General features: G+C 43.3%; 19 protein-coding genes. 12 read left to right on the plus strand and 7 right to left on the minus strand.

Features of this window, described 5'->3' with window-relative positions:
• Positions 1–24 precede the first annotated feature (24 nt).
• The 4 genes from V5G28_RS20230 to V5G28_RS20245 all read left to right on the plus strand — a co-directional run bounded on the left by V5G28_RS20230 (position 25) and on the right by V5G28_RS20245 (position 5208).
• Positions 25–651: a helix-turn-helix transcriptional regulator gene (locus V5G28_RS20230; RefSeq protein ID WP_332987963.1), complete on the plus strand. Its 627-nt coding sequence runs from the start codon at positions 25–27 to the stop codon at positions 649–651.
• Between the two features lie 78 nt (positions 652–729).
• The gene (gene cofG, locus V5G28_RS20235) at positions 730–1776 is read left to right on the plus strand and encodes a 7,8-didemethyl-8-hydroxy-5-deazariboflavin synthase subunit CofG (RefSeq protein WP_332987964.1); all 1047 of its coding nucleotides are present in this window, start codon (positions 730–732) and stop codon (positions 1774–1776) included.
• 737 nt (positions 1777–2513) lie between these two features.
• Entirely contained in the window at positions 2514–2993 is a 480-nt protein-coding gene (locus V5G28_RS20240; RefSeq protein ID WP_332987965.1) for a hypothetical protein, read from the plus strand.
• Positions 2986–5208: a Z1 domain-containing protein gene (locus V5G28_RS20245; protein ID WP_332987966.1), complete on the plus strand. Its 2223-nt coding sequence runs from the start codon at positions 2986–2988 to the stop codon at positions 5206–5208. The genes V5G28_RS20240 and V5G28_RS20245 overlap by 8 nt, the downstream gene beginning before the upstream one ends.
• Positions 5209–5270: 62 nt before the next feature.
• Here V5G28_RS20245 and V5G28_RS20250 read toward each other — a convergent pair whose 3' ends face one another.
• Together V5G28_RS20250 and V5G28_RS20255 are read right to left on the minus strand one after the other, a co-directional pair.
• The gene (locus V5G28_RS20250; protein ID WP_332987967.1) at positions 5271–5504 is read right to left on the minus strand and encodes a type II toxin-antitoxin system HicA family toxin; all 234 of its coding nucleotides are present in this window, start codon (positions 5502–5504) and stop codon (positions 5271–5273) included.
• Positions 5501–5719, minus strand: a complete 219-nt coding sequence (locus tag V5G28_RS20255) for a type II toxin-antitoxin system HicB family antitoxin (RefSeq protein ID WP_332987968.1) — start codon at positions 5717–5719, stop codon at positions 5501–5503. The genes V5G28_RS20250 and V5G28_RS20255 overlap by 4 nt, the downstream gene beginning before the upstream one ends.
• A 296-nt stretch (positions 5720–6015) precedes the next feature.
• Between V5G28_RS20255 and V5G28_RS20260 the strand changes: the two genes are divergently transcribed.
• Complete coding sequence (locus V5G28_RS20260) at positions 6016–6237, plus strand: hypothetical protein (protein ID WP_332987970.1); 222 nt, start codon at positions 6016–6018, stop codon at positions 6235–6237.
• On the plus strand, positions 6215–6544 hold the full coding sequence (locus V5G28_RS20265; RefSeq protein WP_332987971.1) for a type II toxin-antitoxin system PemK/MazF family toxin: 330 nt from the start codon (positions 6215–6217) through the stop codon (positions 6542–6544). Before V5G28_RS20260 ends, V5G28_RS20265 begins: the two co-directional genes overlap by 23 nt.
• Here the strand turns inward: V5G28_RS20265 and V5G28_RS20270 are convergent.
• Positions 6541–7170: a Uma2 family endonuclease gene (locus V5G28_RS20270; protein ID WP_332987973.1), complete on the minus strand. Its 630-nt coding sequence runs from the start codon at positions 7168–7170 to the stop codon at positions 6541–6543. The genes V5G28_RS20265 and V5G28_RS20270 overlap by 4 nt on opposite strands.
• Before the next feature lie 167 nt (positions 7171–7337).
• On the opposite strand from V5G28_RS20270, the gene hflX reads away from it, so the two are divergent.
• The 4 genes from hflX (at position 7338) to V5G28_RS20290 (ending at position 11397) form a co-directional block, all read left to right on the plus strand.
• Positions 7338–9131 (plus strand): GTPase HflX, encoded by a 1794-nt coding sequence (hflX, locus tag V5G28_RS20275; protein ID WP_332988141.1) that lies wholly within the window; start codon positions 7338–7340, stop codon positions 9129–9131.
• Positions 9132–9662: 531 nt separating this feature from the next.
• A complete protein-coding gene (gene grxC / locus V5G28_RS20280; protein WP_073634249.1) occupies positions 9663–9935 on the plus strand; it encodes a glutaredoxin 3 in 273 nt (90 codons plus the stop codon).
• A gap of 290 nt (positions 9936–10225) precedes the next feature.
• On the plus strand, positions 10226–11194 hold the full coding sequence (gene gshB, locus V5G28_RS20285) for a glutathione synthase (RefSeq protein WP_332987974.1): 969 nt from the start codon (positions 10226–10228) through the stop codon (positions 11192–11194).
• Positions 11191–11397, plus strand: a complete 207-nt coding sequence (locus V5G28_RS20290) for a hypothetical protein (protein WP_332987975.1) — start codon at positions 11191–11193, stop codon at positions 11395–11397. Before gshB ends, V5G28_RS20290 begins: the two co-directional genes overlap by 4 nt.
• A 232-nt stretch (positions 11398–11629) precedes the next feature.
• Here the strand turns inward: V5G28_RS20290 and ftsZ are convergent, their stop codons facing one another.
• From ftsZ to V5G28_RS20310, 4 genes are all read right to left on the minus strand, one after another.
• Positions 11630–12919, minus strand: coding sequence for a cell division protein FtsZ (ftsZ, locus tag V5G28_RS20295; RefSeq protein ID WP_096571344.1), 1290 nt, complete (start codon positions 12917–12919; stop codon positions 11630–11632).
• A 911-nt stretch (positions 12920–13830) separates the two neighbouring features.
• Positions 13831–14085 (minus strand): hypothetical protein, encoded by a 255-nt coding sequence (locus tag V5G28_RS20300; protein ID WP_332987976.1) that lies wholly within the window; start codon positions 14083–14085, stop codon positions 13831–13833.
• A gap of 201 nt (positions 14086–14286) precedes the next feature.
• Entirely contained in the window at positions 14287–15165 is an 879-nt protein-coding gene (locus V5G28_RS20305) for a cell division protein FtsQ/DivIB (RefSeq protein WP_332987977.1), read from the minus strand.
• A gap of 1643 nt (positions 15166–16808) precedes the next feature.
• Positions 16809–17159 carry a hypothetical protein gene (locus tag V5G28_RS20310; protein WP_332987978.1) on the minus strand — a complete coding sequence of 117 codons (351 nt, stop codon included), beginning with the start codon at positions 17157–17159 and terminating at the stop codon, positions 16809–16811.
• Between the two features lie 1002 nt (positions 17160–18161).
• Here V5G28_RS20310 and V5G28_RS20315 point away from each other — a divergent pair.
• A complete protein-coding gene (locus tag V5G28_RS20315; protein ID WP_332987979.1) occupies positions 18162–18995 on the plus strand; it encodes a photosystem II manganese-stabilizing polypeptide in 834 nt (277 codons plus the stop codon).
• Positions 18996–19781: 786 nt separating this feature from the next.
• Entirely contained in the window at positions 19782–20558 is a 777-nt protein-coding gene (locus tag V5G28_RS20320; protein WP_332987980.1) for an RNA polymerase sigma factor SigF, read from the plus strand.
• The last annotated feature ends 107 nt before the right edge of the window (positions 20559–20665 follow it).

A 20665-nucleotide genomic window follows, 5' to 3' on the forward strand; every position in this document is an offset into this window, starting at 1 on the left:
TGCTTAGTTGTAAAGGAGAATCGCATGTACCTTCCGTATGAAGAACCAAATCATAACACTCCATCTAGTGGAGGAAAAGAATCTAAATCACACTTAAAAAGTGAGCAGTTGCAACCTGAGTCCAAGGCTGATCTGCTACAAGCTGTCATTGAAAGCTTTGTAGACGGCATTTTGATACTGACTACTGAACGTCAGTTACTTCATACTAATGAATGCGCTCGTCGAATTTGCCAACAATTAATTTCAAGGGGAAATTCTCCTGATGCTATACCAGAGGAAGTTTGGCGTGTTTGTGAGTCTTTGATTGACAGCCGCGAACTCTTCCCTGGGGAAAAAATTGTCATCGAGTCCGAATTAGAAACCGATAGAGGTGTACAATTACGTATTCGCGCGAGATGGTTACCAGTTGCTAGAGGTGAGCAGAATTTCTTATTAGTGATTTTGGAAGACTGCAATCAGACGAGTCAAAATATGGCATTGTCCGATGCCAAAAAGTTGGGTTTGACTAACCGTGAGGCAGAAGTTTGGCTACTGCGTCGCGCCAACCTTTCATACAAAGAGATTGCGGGTCAGCTTTACATTACCATCAACACCGTCAAAAAGCACTTGAAGAACATTCACGCTAAGCAACAGGAAATGCTGTGGTCATAATAGGTAGCAGTGGCAGATTGGGAGACACGGGTATAAGCAAACATAGTAACTGATAGCTCCTAACTGCCAACTCCTAATATGCCAACTTCTCATTCCCGAATTGTCAGCTATAGCCCTGCTTACACAATTGTTCCGACTTACGAGTGCTTCAATCGCTGTGCGTACTGTAACTTTCGCACAGATCCAGGCAAAAGCTCCTGGATGACGATTTCAGAAGCAGAAACACTTTTAAAACCACTTCAAGGCAAAGACGTTTGTGAAATCTTAATACTTAGTGGCGAGGTGCATCCCCATTCCTTACAACGTCAGGCGTGGTTTCAGCGAATTTATGATTTGTGCGAATTAGCTCTTGCAATGGGATTTCTACCACATACCAATGCAGGACCGCTGAGTTTTGAGGAAATGCAACAATTGAAGAAAGTTAACGTTTCAATGGGGTTGATGTTGGAACAGTTAACACCAGAATTATTAAAAACAGTGCATAAACACGCACCCAGTAAGTTACCAGAAGTGCGTCTACAACAATTACAGTGGGCGGGAGAATTAAAGATACCATTTACCACTGGGTTACTGTTAGGAATTGGCGAAACAGAAAACGATTGCTGGGAAACATTAGAAGCGATCGCCCAAATTCATCAACGTTACCATCACATTCAAGAAGTTATCCTGCAACCCCACAGTCCAGGAAATCAGCAAACTTTTGACGCTCCACCCTTTGACCCTCATCAACTGCCAAGAGTTATTTCTCAGGCACGTCAAATTTTACCACCAGATATTACAATACAAATTCCGCCGAATTTAGTCAAAGATGCCAAATGGTTACTCGCTTGTATAGAAGCAGGTGCGAGAGATTTAGGCGGAATTGGACCAAAAGATGAAGTCAATCCTGATTATCCTCATCCTCATTATCAGGCATTGCAAGAAGTATTAGAGCCTGCTGGATGGGAACTGGTTCCGCGTTTACCAGTCTATCCACAGTTTGATAATTGGTTCTCAGTGGAATTGCAAACAGCTGTTAGGCGATGGCGAAGAACCTCACCCCCAACCCCTCTCCTACAAGGAGAAGCGAGTACCCTCGTTCCCAGGCTGAGCCTGCGAAGGCCATACAGGAGGCTCAGCCTCTAAGAGTGCTGCTGCGTAAACGAGGCAGAACCTCACCAGGTGCCCCTCTCCTGCAAGGAGAGAGCAGTACCCTCGTTCCCAGGCTGAGCCTGGGAATGCCATATAGGAGGCTCAGCCTCTAACAGTGCTGCTGAGTAAACCAGGCAGAACCTCACCAGGTGCCCCTCTCCTACAAGCAGAAGCGAGTACCCTCGTTCCCAGGCTGAGCCTGGGAATGCCATATAGGAGGCTCAGCCTCTAACAGTGCTGCTGAGTAAACGAGGCAGAGCCTCTATAAACTGCGTTCCCAGCCTGAGACTGGGAACCAGAGAAAATTTTCACTTTTCCTGTTAGTTCTTTCGCGCAGGAGTGTTTGATACTCACGCACGAGTGTTTAGGACTCGTGGACGAGTGTTTGATATTCGCGAACGAGTGTTTGATATTTACGCACGAGTGTCAGAGGTTATCTGGCTCGTAGTAAGCGCTTTAGCGCTAAAGCCCTTACTACAAACTAGACTTAGTATGAGAAACATTACTATATTTTTTACCTATGCTTGATAGTCAAGAATTACTCACAAATCTATACAACGCCTTTAACCCATTTGAACCCTTACCCGCAGGTGAAGCAGTAACAGAAAGCTATGTTATGTTTTTGACATATATTCTAGTGCGATCGCTTCTACTTAGTGCTTGCGTTACTGCTCACATAAGTTACCAGAATTTTTACATTTCGTCTCAACTGACTTTACTCAAATTTCATAATGCTCAACGATCAGGAGTTTCTTCACGGTGCTGCATTTTTAAGGCTTATAAACTATGGAGAACTGGTTATAATAACTCACGTATCATGGATACATCCCTCGATATATTTAGTTGAAACTGATTGCATTAAGTCAGCTATTCTATTCAAGGTTTCTAACAAACCGAAATCTGCATGGTCTTTCACCTTAAGCAGTCAAGAAGAATCCGCCTTGGATACTCTGGATAGAAAGTATCCTGGCGTTGCGGCATTCATAGCTCTTATCTGTCACAAAGACGGCATCTGCTGCATTCCTAAAGAGCAGCTTTGGAGCGTATTAGATAACACTCCTAGCATTAGTGGTCAACACATATCCGTATCTCGTAAAGCACACGGCAGCTATCATATAAGTGGTCCAGGCAGGCAGCGGGTAGATCAGACTGTACCTATGAGTGATTGGCCGCGTGTCATTTTTTCAAATAAACAAAACAGCTATGAGTGATATTCCTATTAAAACTGATGGACATTGCATCAATAGGTTTGTTGAAAGGGTTAGAAGCAAAAATGGAGATGCAGCAGCAGAGCAGTTAAAGCAAACTGCTATTAAAATTGTCGAAAACTGTGTTAATGTTTACTCGCAAATATTCGGTTCTGGTGATGTTGGTGCTACAGGTACTGGCATTGTTAGTAATCCTTATAAGGGCAAAATACCCAATGGCACTACTGGACTAATCTACGGCAAAGTCCAAAGCGGAAAGACTAACACCACTATTGCTACCTTGGCAATTGCTCAAGATAATGGATTTCGCTGCTTCATTGTATTGACTTCTGACAATACATGGCTGGGCAAACAAACTGCTGATCGTTTCGGTAATCAGATCAAAGCTGGACCAGTTGTCTTTAATTGGGAACAATGGAGGAACGATCCAAAAGAATTTGCTAATCAACTACTCGATTACATAAATGATACGGGTGTTGTCCTTGTATCTACCAAAAACGGAAGCCACCTAGATAACTTGCTTGAGGTTCTCAAGAATGCTAAAGCTTGCAGCGTACCTACCTTAATTTTTGATGATGAAGCAGACAATGCTAGCCCAAATACTAATGAAGCAAAGCAAGCCAAGAAAGGAAAGGATTCAGTTAAAGATAGTGCTATTTTTGACAAAATCGGCAAAATAAGGAAAGAAATTGCTAATCACATATACTTACAGATTACGGCTACTCCTCAAAGCTTACTGCTACAAAATCTTGACCATCCCTGTAAGCCTGCTTTTTGTGTGCTCTCGCAACCAGGCGACAGTTATATGGGAGGAAACCTATTTTTTGAAGATAACAGCAAATATTGTTGCCTAGTTGAATCAGAAGAACTAGATATTCTAAAAAAACAGGGAGGAAAAATAAATCCAGGTAATAATTGGGATATTCCTCGCGGACTTAGATTGGCTCTTTGCTGTTTCTTCTTGGGTTCAACCTATAAAATACAACATACAAAAAATCCAGATGTTAAGTATTCTTTTCTGGCTCATATTGACCATAAACGTATCACTCACAGTACCTTAGAAAAGGTTATTCGTAGCTTTGTAGTAGAGCTTGATAAGGCTCTTCGAGGAAAATCATCTGCTACAAAGCGCGAAGAGGCACTAAAGTGGCTGAGCCAAGCTCATGTGGAGATAAGCAAAACTGCACTGAATATACCACCACTAAATGCCCTAATTGTAGAGCTAGAGTACGAGCTAAGGAATGCGATACCAAAAGTAATTGATGCCAGCAATCCAGATAAAGAGCCAAAGTACAACCCTGGTATGAATATCCTGATTGGAGGAAACCGATTAGGGCGTGGCGTAACTATTCAAGGATTAATCATTACCTATTATGGGCGCGATGCCAAGCAAAAGATGATGGACACAGTTCATCAGCATGCAAGGATGTTTGGTTATCGGCAAGAATTGCTAGATGTTACCCGTCTTTTCCTACCTCAGCATATTCTCGAAGACTTTCGTTCTATTCATGAGGCTGATGAGGGAATGCGTCAAGCCATTGGTGATGACCCTAGCAATATTCAAATCAAGCCCGTATGGGTAGGTCCAAAACTCAAGCCAACTCGTTCTAATGTATTGAATCCAGCAGCAATTGATGCTTTCACACCTGGCTCATCGATTTTCCCTCGCGATCCACTTTGGAAGACTTTAGATGTAAAGCAACACACAGAAGCTCTAAACAATCTTCTTGCCGAATACAAAGGTGATGATGAATACTATGAGGTAGATATAGAATTCTTGATCCAAATTTTGGAACATCTGCCGAGCGGCCATTGCCCTGGATATTCTTGGGAAGATAAACGAGTTAAAGAGGCACTTAGAGCGATGAAGGCAGAAGGCATCCAAAAGGGAATGCTCAATGTTCGTAGAGGGCAAAAAGGTGAAGGGCTTGATTTGTCCAACAAAATAGTTCGACCTTGGCAAGGTTCTGGTTTCGCACAAAGTGAATGGATAAGCAAACCAAGAAGGAAATACCCGGATTTTCCAAGCCTAATTGTTATGTATGAGAAAGGCGAGAAGGAACGACGCAATTGGGATAATCAACCTCTTTATCTACCAACATTGATTCTACCTAAACAAAAGTTTGTCTTAATGTTTAATTATTCAGATGAACCTGAAGAATTAGAAACTGATGATTTATATGAGCAGGAATATGAGATGAGGGAAGTCGAAAGCTAGAAATTGATCTACAGAAGTGCCTCATACTTACATTTCAAACAGCAACATCACCCAAATTTAGTTTATAAATTCTCCAGAATTGCTTGAAACTCTTCAGGTGTTAACTCAATTTCTCGGAGAATTTCCCTAGTTAGTGGACGAGCAATATCTCTGCCAGGATGATTTGGTACAGTAGTAGTCCTACCATCCGGATGTCTGTAAAAGACATGACTTCCTTTTTGCCGAACTTGCTTAAATCCCAAATGCAGAAGAACCTTCTCCATCGTCTTAAAATTGACAATAGGAAGGCGACTCATACTGCTACCTCAATCTGTTGCAAACCCACAAACTGGGGCAAGTCTTCTAAGGAATCTCCATAGTCTTCTAAACACAACTCCAAAACTTCTTTCAGGTTTGCCTTAAGCTCATCTAAGGTAGCACCCTGAGTATGAGCGCCAGGAATTCCAGGAACAATACCGACGTATAACTTTGTTTCAGAATCCCATTCAATATAGGCTGTAAAAGTTTTCATAATTTGCTATCTTCAACTAAAGAATTGTGCTATTTTATAAATCTGTTCACTCACCCAATTCTCAAAATGTGCGTCATTACCATCACCCCAATTGTTTGACTTTCCTCTAAAAAATGAGGAATTTCAATTCAAGGCAGTTGTGCAAAAAAACTATGTTCTATAACTATAGGTTATTCTCAAAATCAACGACTACTTTTGGTTGTCCACACACAGAGACATGAGACAAGACTCGAATTCTTAGTGCTAAACTTGTTACAAAACCAAGCTAACACTATGAAAATACCAAAAACAAATCTATGAAAAGCGAACTAAAAAATTTGACATACGAAATTGAACTTAAACCGGGGGAGAAATTGAATCTCCCAGAATCATTACTGGAAAGTGTGGGTGCAGGAGACTGGATCATCACCATCCAACAAAAAGCAAAAGAACCTGTAAATACCCGTAGCCATGATGCATTTTTGAAAGGTTACGCACCAGAAGACGAAGGACTATATGACGACTATCCAACCAGGTGAATTTTGGGTAGCAGATATTCCATTCACAAGCGGTAGCGATTCTAAAAAGCGCCCAGTACTCGTATTGTGGTTAGATGGGGATGATTTTGTTGCAGCAGTAGTCACATCTGCCAAACCACGTACACAGACTGATGTACCGCTTAATGATTGGGCTGCAAGTGGTCTACGTGTTGCTTCAACTGTGCGTCTCTCTCGACTGGACTGTCTAGAAAAATCTTTGTTGCTCGTGAAAATTGGGCAGATTTCTGAGTCAGATGCAAAGCAGTTGAATCAGGTATGGGATACGTATATTAAACCGCAATTTTAAATCTGTTCCCTCACCCAATGACGAAAATTTCGCGTCATTTCCATCACCCCAATTCTTTGACTTTCCTCCAAAAAACGAGGAATTTCAATTAAAGGCAGTTGTGCAAAAGTAGGCGAATTTCTACACTCTACATATTCCCCTTGTTGCAGCTGGTAAATGTGCAGCACACCTTCGTCGTAGCGCCAAAGTTCAGGAACACCCAAAGAAGCATAAATTTGGAATCGATCCAGAGATGAACTGGTCAAGTCTACTTCTACCACTAAGTCGGGCGGCGGGTCATTACTCAAGTCAATTGCTATTTTGTTTCTCACCCGTGCTTCATTCCGGATGTAGTAGCTGCTATCGGGTTCAGCAGGACGCCGCAAATCTTTACGTTTAAGAGTCGTCGAACCTGTAGGAAAAATTTCTAAATTCAACTCTTCCCCAAGAACAAAAATCAGACGTTCAATTAATCTGTTCCAATACTCATGAGGCAAGAGTGGAGCCATAATTTCCAGCGTACCTCTGTCGTAAGCCATTCGGGACGCTCGGTCATTTCCCATTTCTGCTAGCATGGTTTCAAAAGTCTGCCAGCTGATATTTCTTAAGACAACCCTTTGTTCTGAAGAAGCGCGTGTGGTTACCATTGCTCGATTGGGTACAGGCTTATACTATAAAAAATAGCGTCAGAGAAAAAGTTTGAAAGCAGTTAATCACAATGCATCTGCCTTAGGTAAGAGTTTAGACACAAAAAGAGTGTTCTAAAATAGAAAGAGCAGGATTCGGGGGACCATTTAACTGGTCATAGGCGCTTATAGAGACTATCTTCGGTAATCTCCAAGGTCTAAAGTCAAGTCAGCTGAAGCAACTACAGCGACTGTATCACCAGCGCATACCGGGCGATCGCATCACCACGCCTGAGTTTTCCCAGCGACTGGCAGCAATTAGCACTGAAATCAATCAGCCGGTGTGTGCCTACCTCAACCGTCGCGGACAAGTGATCCGCGTAGGGGTGGGCACGCCGCGTCAAACGCAAATTCCACCGTTGGAATTGCCCCGTTATGGCGCAGAACGATTGAGCGGTATTCGTTGCATCGCCACTCACTTGAAGCCAGAACCGCCTAATGAAACGGCGCTGACGGCTATGGCATTGCAACGGCTGGACGCTCTAGTGATGCTGAACATTACCGGAACGGGATTTCAACGACGCGGTGGTGGCGCAACTGGGTATGTCAAGCAAGCTTACCTAGCTCACCTGACACCCCAAGATGCTCGCGCCCTGATCACCAGTCCGGCTGTGCAAAAAGTTTCTGCTGATATTCCCGCTGCTAGCGGGGGGAATGAGGGGGGTAAAGAACAGAAGAGCAACCTCCCATACACGAGTTGGAGCGTTTCGCCGCCCATGAGTGTGGATATGCTGACGCAGCAGGACTTCATGGATTTGGTGGAAGCACTGGAAGCGGAGTTCCGGCGGGAATATGTCGCCCAAGAAGTGGACGCCGACCACGATCGCGTCCTGATTGTTGGGGTGATGACTGATGACATGACTGCTCAACAATTCCAAGACACCTTGGATGAATTGGGACGGTTGGTGGATACCGCTGGTGGAGAAGTCTTGGAGATGATGCGGCAAAAGCGATCGCGCATTCATCCTCAAACAGTCGTTGGTGAAGGTAAAGTCCAAGAAATCGCCATCACCGCCCAAACTTTGGGAGCAAATCTTGTGGTCTTTGACCATGACCTCTCACCCGCCCAAATTCGTAACTTAGAATCGCAAATTGGTGTCCGGGTGGTTGACCGCACCGAAGTCATTTTGGATATCTTTGCCCAACGCGCTCAATCACGTGCTGGTAAATTACAAGTAGAACTCGCACAACTAGAATATATGCTGCCGCGACTGGCTGGTCGAGGTCAGGCAATGTCCAGGCTGGGGGGTGGTATTGGTACAAGAGGTCCTGGTGAAACAAAACTAGAAACAGAACGCCGTGCTATTGGGCGGCGCATTGCTCGACTGCAACAACAAGTCAACCAACTACAGGCACATCGGGAGCGGTTGCGCCAGCGGCGACAACATCAGGAGGTTCCCTCGGTGGCGATCGTTGGTTATACCAACGCTGGTAAGTCTACGTTGCTCAATGCTCTGACTAATGCAGAAGTTTACACAGCAGACCAGTTGTTTGCCACTCTCGACCCGACCACACGCCGCCTCGTTGTTCCCCATGCGCAAATGGGTGAACTCCAAGAGATTCTGGTGACAGATACAGTAGGGTTTATTCACGAATTGCCCGCATCTTTAATGGATGCCTTCCGCGCCACCTTAGAGGAAGTCACGGAAGCTGAGGCCCTGCTGCATTTGGTGGATTTGTCTCATCCTGCTTGGCTGAGTCATATTCGCTCTGTCAGGGAGATTCTCGCACAAATGCCAATCACTCCTGGTCCGGCGCTGGTTGTTTTTAATAAGATTGATGAAGTAGATAGCGATACTCTAGCATTAGCACGGGAAGAGTTTCCTCTAGCAGTGTTTATCTCTGCGAGTCAACGTTTAGGATTAGAAACCTTACGCCAGCGTCTCGGTCAACTGGTTGAATATGCCGTCTCCTATTGCTAAATATAGAGACAGCTTAATGTCTCTGTCAGCATAGGTATAGGTAAATAGGGGTGTGGGGTGTAGGTGAACAATAAGCCCTGGCCCACACCTTAACACTTTTTGAACGAGCAGTAGCTACCTAGTTATTATCTATAGAGGTTTTACAATACTGGTTATCACTTCTAATATCGAAAATTTATCAGTATTATCCCTGAAGTTATAGGTATTGGAAATGCAATATTATCAGTTCATTGGATAAGGTGCAAGCATACATAATAAGTACAAGTGAAATATTCCGTTGAGTGAGATTGTCTTTAAATAGCAGGCGCACAAGCGGATGGTTGAGAAATACGAAGACTTATCGGTGTCATCAAACACTTTTAAATAGAAAAATAAGGTACTGTTTGTTACCCATAACAGTATCTTATTTTATTTTGATTGGTATCAATTGACTTTGCACCCAATGAAAACAGCAAACATAGGATAAAGCATCCACAGCCAACAACAACATTATTCTAAAATTAAGAAATATTAATGAAAGTTGAGGATGTTATGGCAGCAAAAGTAGAAATTTACACTTGGAGAACTTGCCCATTTTGTATCCGTGCCAAAAATTTGCTGGCAAAAAAGGGGGTGAATTTCACCGAATACAGTATTGATGGAGATGAGGCTGCACGCAATCAAATGGCTCGAAGAGCAAATGGAAGGCGTACCTTGCCGCAAATTTTCATAAACGACAGCCACATTGGTGGTTGTGACGATATCTACGCTTTAGACTCCCAAGGCAAGCTGGATCAGCTACTAGCATCTACCAATAATGTGTAGATTGACACAAAAGTCCAGGCTGAAAGCAAGGAAAAAAGTTAAGAGTTAAGAGTGAGGAATTAGGAATAGAACTCATAAGTAGGTAGGTAGGAATCAACAGATCTACGAAGAGCGAAAGTGATAACGCCTGAAATTCGCGCCCTAGAGGAATGACAGCCCTCTCCTGTCACCAGACGCTGCGCGTGAACACGAGTTAACTTTATTTGTGCTGACCTACTTAACTCATAACTCTTCAAGAGATAATCAAAATGAAATAATCTTGAAATTTCCTGGCAATTGAGGCAGAAAGCGTGAAACTGGCTTTTATCATTGATCCCATCCATCAACTCGATCCGTGTCATGATACCAGCGTTGCTCTTATGGAAGCGGCGCAAATCCTAGGACATGAAATTTGGATAACTCAAGCTAATCTACTTTGTGTGGTGGAAGGCAAAGCTTGGGCAGTCCTAGAAAAAGTGGAACTTGTACCAGTGCAGTTGGTGGAGGGACGTTATCAGGCGGCGAATCCTTGGTACAAGTTGATCCAAAGCGCCGCCCTTTGCCTGGAAACAATGGATGCCGTATTCATGCGGACAGATCCACCAGTCACAGTCCCTTATCTCTATGCCACATACATTCTGGACTACATTGACCAAAACAAAACTTTGGTGATTAATAGTCCTGCGGGTATCCGAGCAGCAAACGAAAAAATGTATGCCCTCCAGTTTACCGAAGCGATTCCCGAAACCATCGTGACTGCTGATAAACAGTTGATTCGGGAATTTGTAGAAGCTAAGGGAAGAGCGATACTCAAACCACTAGGAAACAAAGCAGGAGAAGGAATTTTATTTTTAGAACCGGGCGATCGCAACTTCAACTCGATAGTTGAACTCAGTACTCTCCAAGGTCGAGTACCAGTTATGGTGCAAATTTACTTACCCGAGGCAAAAGACGGAGACAAGCGAATTATCCTACTTAATGGCGAACCGATTGGTGCCCTCAATCGCCTTTCATCTGGCAGCGATTTTCGCAATAACATGGCGACTGGGGGCACAGTTGCCCAAACTAACATCACTCCAAGGGAAGATGAAATTTGTGCGCAAATAGCAGATACGCTACGTAGAGACGGCTTAATATTTGTCGGGATCGACGTTATCGGTGGATACATGACCGAAGTTAACGTCACTAGTCCTACCGGCGTGCGCGAGATAGATCGACTAGACGGCACTCGCCTTGGTAATCAAGTTATTCAATGGGTCGAGCAAGCAAAAAAATCATGAATGATAACTATTACCATAAAGTCACACTGCCACAGTTAGACCGTAACATCCTAGTAATGGCTTTACCAGCAGCAATACCAGTCGTTAAAAGTTTGGCTTATATTCCGTGTAATTTCCCTAGCACCCTGGCAAATCTAGATAATTACAAACAAGTTGGAAATTACACTAAATACCAGGTAGCAAAATTTAGCCTGGTCAAGTAGAACCGTGAAACCTCTCCGCCCCCGCTTTTTTGTACCAAATGCAGTGGCGGACATCCAAATGAAGGAACTCTAGCCCAAATTAATTCAGTCTCTGGGTAGATAGACGAAGTTTAGTCACTTATAAGGGAACTGCTCAGCCTAGTAGCTGGCGAAATCCTCCAATTATGACTTATGGATGATAAATCCTATAAAATTTTTCAAAGGCGATTGCATTCATAATTCATCATTTTTCTTAATTACGGGGTGTGCGTCGGTTGCGGAGAAAATCCGGTATATCCAATCCTGGTTTTTCTTTAGGTTCCACAATAGGCGTTGGCGGATTAACTGGTGGTGTCTGTGGTAATGGTCGTTTTGTTGATTGTTGGGGGACAACCCGTGGTTGATTGACGTTTTGCTGTGGTGCGGCTTGTGCTTCACCTGTAAATCCTGTGGCAATTACCGTCAGCCTGACTTCACCTTGAAGCCTATCATCAATCACCGCTCCAAAAATAATATTGGCGTTGGGATCAACAACTTCATAGATTGTTTCTGCTGCAGCATTGACTTCATGCAGGGTAAGGTCACTACCACCAGTAATGTTAAAGACAACGCCTCTGGCTCCTTCAATCGAAGACTCCAGTAACGGCGAAGAAATGGCAGCGATCGCCGCTTCTCTCGCTCTTGATTTTCCTGAGCCAATACCGATCCCCATCAATGCTGATCCTGCATCTGCCATCACAGCTCGCACATCAGCAAAGTCAACGTTGATCAAACCAGGGATTGTGATGATATCGGAAATACCTTGTACCCCTTGACGCAGCACATCATCTGCATAGCGAAAAGCTTCTTGCATGGGTGTCTGCTCTGGGATCACTTCCAACAGCTTGTTGTTGGGGATGATGATCAGCGTATCCACCCGACTTTTTAGACCTTCAATGCCTTGCTCTGCTTGAGAGGTGCGGCGACGCCCCTCGAAGATAAATGGACGCGTGACCACGCCAACAGTGAGAGCGCCCATTTCTTTTGCGACTTCAGCAACAATCGGAGCGGCACCCGTACCAGTACCTCCTCCCATACCAGCGGTGATAAACACTAAGTCGGCACCCTCTAAAGCAGTAGCGATCTCATCTCGTGATTCCTCAGCTGCCTTTTGACCAATAGCAGGATTGCCACCTGCTCCTAAACCCCGTGTCAGCTTCTGTCCAATTTGTAGTCTCCTAGGAGCATCTGCCAGAGTCAAAGCTTGGGCGTCGGTGTTGATTGACCAAAATTCCACCCCAATCACATCAGAAGCAATCATGCGGTTAACAGCATTGCTACCGCCACCACCTACGCCAATCACTTTGATATTGGCGACCCGACCAGGAACAATGTCACCAATTCGACTTTCTTCACTGGAAATCTTCTTACTGTCATGATTTGATCCGTAGTTTACCCCAGTATTATTAAAGGGATTGGTGGAGTTAATTGCCAGCGAGAACCCCTGCTGTCCGGGAGACTGGGAGTTTTTATAGGTAAGCCCTTGGTTATTATCAAGTGTCATCAGAGTTGCGAGCATGTAGATAAACGACTTTTTAAGGTGTTATTCACCTAGGAGTCAACTATAGTTTGACGCTGCCATCATCTATGGCATTTTTGTTTATTGTTCTTTCTACTTCCAGTCCTCAGAGGATTGGAGGTGCGAAAGTCTGCTATGGGGTAAGCCCTAACGGCACCCAGTCGCACAGCTAATTCTAGTGAAGTATACCTATATTCACCTAAAATTGACCTGTGTAACTTCCACCAGACATTAATATCTTCACTGGTATTTTGCTGATTTGGTTCAGTACACCTTTGGTATTCCCAATAATATCTCCGTGTTTCTGCTATTGATTTCCATCGGACATTGATTTTACGAGTGGGGCTACTGGTTTTTTTTTCCCTACCCACCCTGCATATAAATATACTTTGATACCTTTCTATTCTGAATAAATACTTAAACCACTGATACAACCAATTTTTTCCTTTTTTAATACGGCTGCCTCGGAATAATTGTAAGTAATTTAGTATACACAGTTGCCGCAAGCCAGAAATTCTGTACACAAAATTCTCAAATAACTGTATAACTTGTAAAGACCCGCCTCGGCGCGTCTCGTTTGTTATCAAGATTTCATCAATAGGATTTACCATTTAAGATACAAAACACAAGATTTATCTTTTACTTATCTTTTACTTACCTATCCCTACACTTGAGATCACCGAGAAATTGCGAGCTTAGGTAATAGAACACCGTAGTTGTTTTGCTGTTATTCGCCTCAATACGAGGGACACTTTGCAATCAACAGATTCGACCTTTGCTTTGGAATTCCCCTTCGGGCTAGTACCAGTGTCTATGGGCTTTTACAGGAATCTACAAAAACCACCACTAGATTGCGTTTATTGCAGTACCTTCACTTTCGTTGTTGCAGGTTTTACCTACGGCGATTCGCCTTGAGGATGTCTGATATATATGCCTACAATATGCAGTTGATTGCAGCACCAACCGTTCATCCTTACGAAAAGCCGTTGTAAACAGGGGTTTTCCTTGCATACAACACTGCTTTCTCCTTGTGAGTCAGCAGGGAATAAAAAGCTCATGAACTCAACTTGGTAAGGTAATGCGCTCTGTCGAATACCAGCTACGCAATAGGCGTTTTCCAGCCCAGACGCCATCATCAGGTTGTCTAACATCTTGCACCCCATCATGAGATGTTAGTGTAACAACAAGCTTAGCTTTAACTTCCAATGAGAAGTTTTTATGATTATTCTTCCCATTGTAATTAGAAGTTAACGCGGATTTTTACTTGGGTTACTGCAATATCAGAAAATAGTATATTTATCAGCATAGAACTTCTTTATTAATTAGGTGTGTTTTAGACATCAAACACACCATTACTTTTTAGGGAGTTGAGGAGTTAAGCTCTTGTTCTTTTGGTTCATTTGTACTAAAGGAAACTCTGGATTTTTTAGATCAATGTACTCTACCTGATTAGGATTGAGTTGTGCGGGCAAATGGCGCATTTGTGCCATGACCTTAATTTGTTCAGGCAACAAGGAACTTGGAGCCCCAAGATGTATGTTGCCTAGTTCTGTTTTCAAAATTAAATTTGTGGGATCTTGGAAATCAATTTCCATGACGTTCACAGAACTCTGAATTAGAGCGTGATAAAGTTGATCCCAATAAGGGCGGTACTGCTCTGGCAAGCCAAAAACCTTGAGACTGGGCAATTTCAAGTTGGGATTGAGTGATGTGTATTTTTCTACGGGTATCCAAACCCCGCTTGCATCTAGTAACCCCACAGATACTTTTTTATGATCACTGTCAGTGTTTCGTTGCTCCCCGCGACTTTGAGCGATCGCACGGGAGTACCCGCTGTAGGCGATCGCTACAGGGACTCGTTCATGAATCTGGACTATTAACCCAGGTGGAAACAAGCGACGACTGACGGTCGCTTGTGCTATTGTCGGTTGTTGTTTGAGAGATTCAGCGATTCCATAAGGTTCTATCCGCCATAAAGACTGAGGATAAGAAACCACGAGCAGTGACTCAATTGCCTCCCGAGAAAGTAAGTGATTACCTGAAATATCAATGTCTTTGGGAGTTCTTAGTACCCAAATCGGTTGGGTAACCATCCACAGCAAACCTCCCGCCAATGAACTCACGGCAAAAGTTTGCCAAATAGTCTGAATAATTTTCATCTGCCGCTTTTGACGTAATTTTTTACGCCGACCTTCTAAATCTGAGCGGGAAACCGATACAATGCCAGCCATTCAAACCCTTCCACACTTTCAGTCCAAGTCGTTGTTGCGCTCGTACCATTATGTAATTTTAGTCAACGCTCTTGAGCTTTGCAGACCTGCTCTTCAAAAGACTTTTTTCACTTTTACTAAAACTTTACAGCAGCTATATAAGCCATCTCACTGAATTGTACGGATAATAATTCTTAACTAAATATCTGGGCGTTCTTAAACATCACTTATTGGAGTCACGAATGGTAAATCGGGAATGGTTTCTTTCTATTCCCTCCCTATCCCCAACCCCTAAAAGTTACCTTTGTTTGTGCCGGCGAGTTTATTAGAGGCTGATTAGAGTTTGTAGCCAAGCTTCTTAATTGAATCTGGGCTTTTGACTTTGTTATGGCAACCATTTATTACTGAAAAAAATGAAAAATATTATATTGACAAATAACTTGAACAATGGTATCAAATTTTTCCGAATCTGACTGACAAAGAAATCAGCACTTATAGCAACAGCCAAGGTGGTTAGGACATCAACAGATGATAAAACCTAGACACAAAAAGACTTTTCACCCAGTCCAAGCGTCCAAGCGTCCAAGCGTCCCCTGCTATAAAACACACAACAGGAATTAATAGACGAAGCAATTTTCCAGCAAACCTGTGCCATAGGGTATTGAGTCATTCTGAATTTTAAGTTCTCAGTGCTGCTCATAAATTTTGTACATAGAAGCTGTCAAGGTAAAATTGCCATCTTAGTTGGTTTTATCAACCAATATTTTGCGTCCTTGAGGAAATCAACAAAAAATCTAGCTCCTAAATTGTGGAAATTGGTAACTTAGATGACCAATAACACGGATAAAATTTGTTGCTGATAATTGCAAAAATTAACGAAAGCATTTATTTGAAAAAAAATTGAGATAATAATATTACCATAATAAAATTGCTTAGCAAGTTGCTATAACAAAGAACTGTCTAAGCATATGAACAGCTAGAAAACAAAGGATTATACTTGCGACCTAAGTAAGAATTGTGTATGGATAGATATGCAATGCAGTAAATCTGCATCTACAACGTAAAATCATCAATATCTGTTTAAGTACAACCGCAACTTGAACCAGCGCGATCGCGTTTGCCTAGCGTGTCCGTGCGTCCTCCGGAGGAGCTTGCGCTAACGGCGTTCGCCCTTGCCCTGTGCGTAAGCGCAAAGCGCAGGCTCCGCTAACAAAGCAGCGTGTCCGAGGGACTCAGCCGTGCCGCGAGGGACTCAGGGGGCGCAAAGCGCCATCGCCCTTGCCGGGGCAAAGCCCATCGCCTCTTGGCTTACAAAGGTAGGTATTTTGTATTTGGTCATTTTTTGACTATTTTAGCCGATGCTTAAATCCTGAAACAAGCAAACTACGTTAAACACTTGAGAATTTTCTCAACTATTGTCGCTCTGCCAAAAAACCTACCCTTGAAAGTCGGCTCTTGGGGGAGTTGTGCCAATGCCCAAAGGGCATGAACTCGCGTTCGCGAAGACAGCACACTGCCCTTACAGGCATCGTACCCTTTGTGATGGCATGACTAGCAAGTGTTAGACATGGTCTTGGGGATTGGTTAGTCGTTTGTAGTCAAGAACAAGTAACAAAAAACAACTAACAATTCCCATTTTCAAATCTAAAATCCACGCATTGGTACTACCAGCTCAACGAGCTATCGTTTTCCAAAACTTCACTGTTGTTTTCAACAGCTGCCTCTTGTTCCAAATTTGTTAAAAAGGCTTGGAGTCTCATACGTTCAATATAAGGCCACCCTCCCTCAGCTTCAATATCGCGAAGCAGTGAGTAGAGGGCTTGACGGTTATCGGGCAAACTCTGTTGAAAAGCCCCATCTCGGATCTGTCGGTGTAACTGCTCTAACTGTCGCAGTAAGGCTAAAAGAGCCTTAGCATCCCCTAGACAATCTTGTTCCGCATTATATACCGCAGATGCGATCGCTTGCAGTTCACAAGACAATTTCGCAGACTCTAACTTTTTGCCGTTGCTCATACCCCCCTATCCCTGTGAATCAGGTCTGATCAAATTTACTGGATATTTTTTGCTTTGACGTGTTACCAGTCAACCTTACGTTGAAAAGTTTAATTGATTTATGAGGTGTTGCTGTGACAAATTTATTTGCATATCTCAACAAAAAATAGGTTTTTGCTTTGTGTTTAACTTTGGGGAGTAGCCTGGGGAGACAAAGACTCACTACCCTCATAGCGTCCCGCTATTAATTATCCTACTGGCGTGGCTATCCCACAGTGGTGCATGATAGAGCTTGGAATTGATTGAAAAATCTTGATTCCGACTATTCTGAATGCACTCATTGAAAGTAGCCACGCCACCAGAGAAGGCAGAGTGATGATTTTAGTCTCTGTATCTGTAGAAAAACTTGATACATTTTAAACATCTATGTCACCAGCAAGTGTTAACCAGCAGTTAAGAACAGGTTAGAGACTCTAGGTGTTGAGCGCATGCATATGTCAAACGTAAAATAATGTCATATATTTTACAATATTTAGCCGAACTTTTTAGAGAACTACCTATAGAGCAACAGTTGAAGTTCTTACGACTTACATAATAAAACTGTGACGCATGAGTTAGCCTCTGAGTTAGCCAGATGCGATCCCGGCTTTGTTGGTGAATATCAGAACGCTTTGATTTTGAGTTAAAAAAAATCGTATGATCTGGCTGATGATCGCTTTGATTTCCCCATAAAACAAGGGGCTGTATGTAAAACTGCTGGTTCTTTTACCACCTAATCGCCATGCATCCCAATGGCGTGCAGTGGGCAGGGTAGCTTGGGGTTTAAAGCCTTAGGCTAAAGGAAGCGACACGTTGATGATAGACTTGGGCATCGCCATTGTTTCTAAGTAAGCACAAGGCTTTGTGCCAAGTGGGTAGAGGCTGCTTGATTCAGCCTGCACCGCTAAGCGGTGTGAATTCCATCGCATGCACGGCGTGGGAGTATCAAAAGTTAAATATTAATTTTTGACATTGAGGTTAACTATGAGGTTTCGCGCTTTAATTGTTACACTCTTGGCTTTGTGCCTGGGGTTACTAACTGCTTGTAGTGAAGCTCCATCATCGACTAGTACAGAATTCCTGACTTACGAGCAGATTAGAGGCACCGGCTTGGCTGTCAAATGTCCCGTATTGGCAGAAACAAGTCGTGGTTCCATCCCCATTGATAGTAGCCAGTCCTACACCATAAAAGAACTGTGCATAGAACCCACCCAATTCTTTGTCAAAGAAGAACCCGTTAATAAACGGCAACAAGCAGAATACGTTGCCGGCAAATTGTTGACTCGCCGCACCTACTCTTTGGATCAAATCATCGGCGATTTAAAAGTCAATCCAGATAGTAGCCTCACTTTTGTCGAGAAAGATGGCTTTGACTTCCAAGCTATTACAGTCAAACTGCCTGGTGGTGAAAGCGTACCTTTCCTGTTTACCGTCAAAGGCTTGGTGGCTCAAACACAACCTGGCTTGACCAGCATTAACACCTCAACGGACTTTGAAGGTAGCTTCAGAGTCCCCTCCTATCGTGGTGCTTCCTTCCTCGATCCCAAAGGTCGCGGTGTTACCAGTGGGTATGATAACGCGGTGGCTCTTCCCGCCCAATCTGATGATGAAGAACTCAGACGTGCCAATGTTAAGCAAGCTGAAGTTCTCAAAGGTAAAATCTCTCTGCAAGTAGCGAAAGTAGATAACTCTACTGGCGAAATTGCAGGCACCTTCGAGAGCGAACAGCCCTCTGATACCGATTTAGGCGCTAAAGAGCCTGAGGAAGTCAAAGTTCGCGGTCTGTTCTATGCTCGTGTAGAACCCGCTCGTGTGTAGATTCTTCTAAAGACTGCAACTGACTGGCACTTAGAGCTTCTATTGCCTTTATGAGGTAGCTTCTTGCCTTCTCACAGGATATTTTCTGGAAGGAGGGTTTGGAGTTACCTCTGTCTGTATCTGCTTAGGTGATAAAACTGCTGACTATATACGTAAGTGCAACAACCGGCGTCTCGCCCTTTTTTTTGCTCGTCTGAGTATTTTGACTTTTTTAATTTTAGATTCTTAATGAGAACACAGGTATCGGCAAAATATTTAAAATTAAGTATTTTCCCTGAGATGTTCGATTCCTAATTCAGCTAGATAGTTTCTATTTTCCGTCTATCTCTACTAACTGCACTGGTGGATTAACGACTCTAATTCAGTAGAATTGCGGTTTTTAATTTAGTAATAAAGTTTTTATTTTATTTTTATATAGTTTTTCAAAACTACAGAACACACCAAAAACTTAACTAAAAAACAAAAAACCCCCTCAAATTTAAATTACGCTGCATTGGCAATCCGGTTGTGGTAGGTATTTCCAGTACAAAATTTTTTATCTGCCATAGGAGCTTCTTAGTTATATAGGGCGATGTGATCTCCGCTATCGCGGCATCTGGCGCAAGTCCGCTACCTTGCACAAAGGCGTCCAGAGGGCGTTTGGGTGTCTGTTGCCTGTAAAAGTGCTGCGTTCACCATCCAACGAGTACGCTGCAAAAATCTGACTTATAAGTACAATCGCAGTTTGGTTTAAAAGTGAGTATTTATCTGTTTATTCGACCTTATTTGGTCTAGAAATGCGGTGCTATGACAACTACACTTACCAATGAACTGAAGCATGAGATTTGGCAGTTGTTGCGAGAATATCAGCAATTTCGCGCAGCTGATGTTCGCAACCAACTGGTGAAACTGAATTTTGGACTTGTGAGAAAAGAAGCTCACTACTGGACCAATCAATGCCAAGAAAGCTATGAGGACTTGCTCCAGGTAGGTTGTTTGGGTTTGATTTTAGCTATAGAAAGATTTGATATTTCCAAGGGGCATGCTTTTAGTTCTTTTGCGATTCCGTATATTCGCGGTGAAATTCAACACTATCTTCGAGATAAAGGAGTCACCGTGCGAATTCCCCGACGCTGGTTAGCGCTACAACAGCAAGCAATTTTGGTTACGCGTTGTTTACGGGAAAAATACAATCGCCAACCTACTGATTCTGAGTTAGCAGCAGCATTGGAAATTTCCCCAGGAGAATGGCAGGAAATTAAATTAGCATGGGCTAACCGCGCCCCTTTAAGCCTCGATGTCCCAGTGCAGAATGGAGATGAAGACCCAACTTTACTGGGAGAACTCGTTCCGGACAACCGCTACCGCAGCTTTCAGCTGGCACAAGAAGACCGAATTCGCCTCCAACAAGCATTGGTGCAGTTAGAACAACGCACCCGCGAAGTCTTGGAATTTGTGTTTTTGCATGATTTGACGCAAAAACAAGTTGCAGAACGCCTTGGTATAAGTGTAGTCACGGTTTCTCGTAGGATCAAAAAAGGGCTAGACTTGCTGAAACACCTAATGTGTATGGCAGAGGATTAACAGCAAAACTTAGTCAATCCGCAATCTAACTCAAAGCTAGAGTCTTTAAAACAACCTTGGTAATAAGGCTCTGCGTCCCTCTGCGCTGACTCCGCGCTCCTCTGCGT

Source organism: Scytonema sp. PRP1 (assembly GCF_036697665.2).
GTDB classification, from domain to species: domain Bacteria; phylum Cyanobacteriota; class Cyanobacteriia; order Cyanobacteriales; family Nostocaceae; genus Kalymmatonema; species Kalymmatonema gypsitolerans.

What these genes read in the sequence shown, in the direction of transcription:
- V5G28_RS20245 (WP_332987966.1), top strand. Translation starts at nt 2,986, where the DNA reads ATGAGTGATATTCCTATTAAAACTGATGGACATTGCATCAATAGGTTT.
- V5G28_RS20320 (WP_332987980.1), top strand. Translation starts at nt 19,782, where the DNA reads ATGACAACTACACTTACCAATGAACTGAAGCATGAGATTTGGCAGTTG.
- cofG (WP_332987964.1), top strand. Translation starts at nt 730, where the DNA reads ATGCCAACTTCTCATTCCCGAATTGTCAGCTATAGCCCTGCTTACACA.
- V5G28_RS20315 (WP_332987979.1), top strand. Translation starts at nt 18,162, where the DNA reads ATGAGGTTTCGCGCTTTAATTGTTACACTCTTGGCTTTGTGCCTGGGG.
- V5G28_RS20240 (WP_332987965.1), top strand. Translation starts at nt 2,514, where the DNA reads ATGCTCAACGATCAGGAGTTTCTTCACGGTGCTGCATTTTTAAGGCTT.
- ftsZ (WP_096571344.1), bottom strand. Translation starts at nt 12,919, where the DNA reads ATGACACTTGATAATAACCAAGGGCTTACCTATAAAAACTCCCAGTCT.
- V5G28_RS20290 (WP_332987975.1), top strand. Translation starts at nt 11,191, where the DNA reads ATGAATGATAACTATTACCATAAAGTCACACTGCCACAGTTAGACCGT.
- V5G28_RS20270 (WP_332987973.1), bottom strand. Translation starts at nt 7,170, where the DNA reads ATGGTAACCACACGCGCTTCTTCAGAACAAAGGGTTGTCTTAAGAAAT.
- V5G28_RS20305 (WP_332987977.1), bottom strand. Translation starts at nt 15,165, where the DNA reads ATGGCTGGCATTGTATCGGTTTCCCGCTCAGATTTAGAAGGTCGGCGT.
- V5G28_RS20260 (WP_332987970.1), top strand. Translation starts at nt 6,016, where the DNA reads ATGAAAAGCGAACTAAAAAATTTGACATACGAAATTGAACTTAAACCG.
- grxC (WP_073634249.1), top strand. Translation starts at nt 9,663, where the DNA reads ATGGCAGCAAAAGTAGAAATTTACACTTGGAGAACTTGCCCATTTTGT.
- V5G28_RS20300 (WP_332987976.1), bottom strand. Translation starts at nt 14,085, where the DNA reads ATGTTAGACAACCTGATGATGGCGTCTGGGCTGGAAAACGCCTATTGC.
- V5G28_RS20265 (WP_332987971.1), top strand. Translation starts at nt 6,215, where the DNA reads ATGACGACTATCCAACCAGGTGAATTTTGGGTAGCAGATATTCCATTC.
- V5G28_RS20230 (WP_332987963.1), top strand. Translation starts at nt 25, where the DNA reads ATGTACCTTCCGTATGAAGAACCAAATCATAACACTCCATCTAGTGGA.
- V5G28_RS20310 (WP_332987978.1), bottom strand. Translation starts at nt 17,159, where the DNA reads ATGAGCAACGGCAAAAAGTTAGAGTCTGCGAAATTGTCTTGTGAACTG.
- V5G28_RS20250 (WP_332987967.1), bottom strand. Translation starts at nt 5,504, where the DNA reads ATGAGTCGCCTTCCTATTGTCAATTTTAAGACGATGGAGAAGGTTCTT.
- V5G28_RS20255 (WP_332987968.1), bottom strand. Translation starts at nt 5,719, where the DNA reads ATGAAAACTTTTACAGCCTATATTGAATGGGATTCTGAAACAAAGTTA.